Source organism: Mesorhizobium sp. M7A.F.Ca.CA.004.06.1.1 (assembly GCF_003999135.1).
Taxonomy (GTDB): Bacteria; Pseudomonadota; Alphaproteobacteria; order Rhizobiales; family Rhizobiaceae; genus Mesorhizobium.
Genome location: NZ_RZPQ01001318.1, coordinates 1 through 750, shown reverse-complemented (window position 1 = coordinate 750; position 750 = coordinate 1). Strand labels below are relative to the sequence as shown.

The following is a 750-nucleotide window of genomic DNA, read 5'->3' as shown; positions in this document are numbered from 1 at the left end:
ATGTCAAACCCTGCGGCATCAACGCGGCGATGCTGAAGGCCGAGCGCGCCTATCGCGCCGCGCTCGCCGAGACCAAGCTGTCCGATATCGTGGCCACCTATGCGGCAGAAGGCGATCCCAGGTCACTTGCCGCGAGCTGCGCCTTCGTCGAGCGCCACCAGCGGCCGCAGAAATCCAGTTAACCCCGCCGACCCAAACCCAGGCAGATTTGAAAGGACAAGAAGATGAAACAGAGGCTGCAATTTTTCGCCAAGGCGCCGGAGATCATGAAGGCCGTGTCGGCGCTCAACAAGGCGGTGGACGAATGCGGGCTCGAGGTGAGCCTGCTGCACCTGATCAAACTCAGAGCGTCGCAGATCAATGGCTGCTCGTACTGCGTCGAGATGCATAGCCGCGAGGCGAGGCGCGACGGCGAGACCGAGCAGCGGCTCTACCTGGTTTCAGCCTGGAAGGAATCGCCGCTGTTTTCCGAGCGCGAACGCGCCGCCTTGGCCTGGACCGAGGCCGTCACCCTGATCGCCAACAATGGCGTGCCGGACGAGCTCTATGCAAAGACGCTCGAGCATTTCTCGGAAGAGGAATTGGTCAAGCTGTCCGTTGCGCTCGGCATGATCAACACCTGGAACCGGCTGTGCATTCCGTTCCAGGCCATTCACCCGATGCCGGCGGCCAAGGCCGCCTGATTGTCCATTTATGTTGGGAGCGCCGTCGAAAGACGGCGCTCCACTTTCCAAGGGAGCGTTTGATGCC

The 750-nt window shown here is 61.6% G+C and carries 1 protein-coding gene and 1 pseudogene; both read left to right on the top strand.

Annotated features, from left to right (window positions below):
* A pseudogene (locus tag EN906_RS36045) lies at positions 1-182 on the top strand (transcriptional regulator); the annotation flags it as partial.
* Positions 183-224: 42 nt separating this feature from the next.
* The gene (locus tag EN906_RS36040; RefSeq protein ID WP_127269912.1) at positions 225-683 is read left to right on the top strand and encodes a carboxymuconolactone decarboxylase family protein; all 459 of its coding nucleotides are present in this window, start codon (positions 225-227) and stop codon (positions 681-683) included.
* Positions 684-750: the final 67 nt, after the last annotated feature.

Excerpts from the sequence above, each read along its gene's own strand:
- EN906_RS36040 (WP_127269912.1), top strand. The coding sequence starts at position 225 with ATGAAACAGAGGCTGCAATTTTTCGCCAAGGCGCCGGAGATCATGAAG.